Source organism: Telluria sp. Soil_C_11 (assembly GCF_057657395.1).
This window is the reverse complement of the sequence record NZ_JBDGIN010000061.1, coordinates 1-443: the sequence shown is the minus strand read 5'-3', so window position 1 is coordinate 443 and position 443 is coordinate 1. Positions and strand designations below refer to the sequence as shown.

1 protein-coding gene is annotated in these 443 nt (G+C 60.9%); it reads left to right on the top strand.

Annotated features, from left to right (window positions below; all coding sequences use genetic code 11):
- The coding region (locus AC3A6M_RS24865) for a transposase (protein WP_487855360.1) at positions 1-443 on the top strand (443 nt) is incomplete at both ends.

Here is a 443-nt window from a genome sequence, read left to right as displayed (position 1 = left end):
GCAGAGCACATTACGTGGCTGGATCGGCGTTCTCGTATAACGCATCGCGTCCGGCTGTGGGTTGAAGCGCTTGCGCAACTTCTGCCGATCGCCCATGTGGCCAGGCTCACCGGCCTGCACTGGCACACCATTAAGGCGATCGACCAGCAACGACTGGAGCGCTTGCATGGTGAATTTTCGGCCAGCGATGTGCGCCGTATCGTGATGGATGAATTTGCCCTGCACAAGGGGCACCGCTATGCGACGGTCGCGCTCGACGCCCAGCGCATGCGCGTGCTGTGGGTCGGCGAAGGTAACAGCCGCGAGGCCATCCGACCGTTCTTTGAAGCCCTGGGCACCGAAGGTTGCCGACAAATCGAGGCCGTTGCCATGGACATGAACACGGCGTTCGATCTGGAAGTGCGCCAACATTGCCCGAATGCCGAGGTGGTGTACGACCTGTT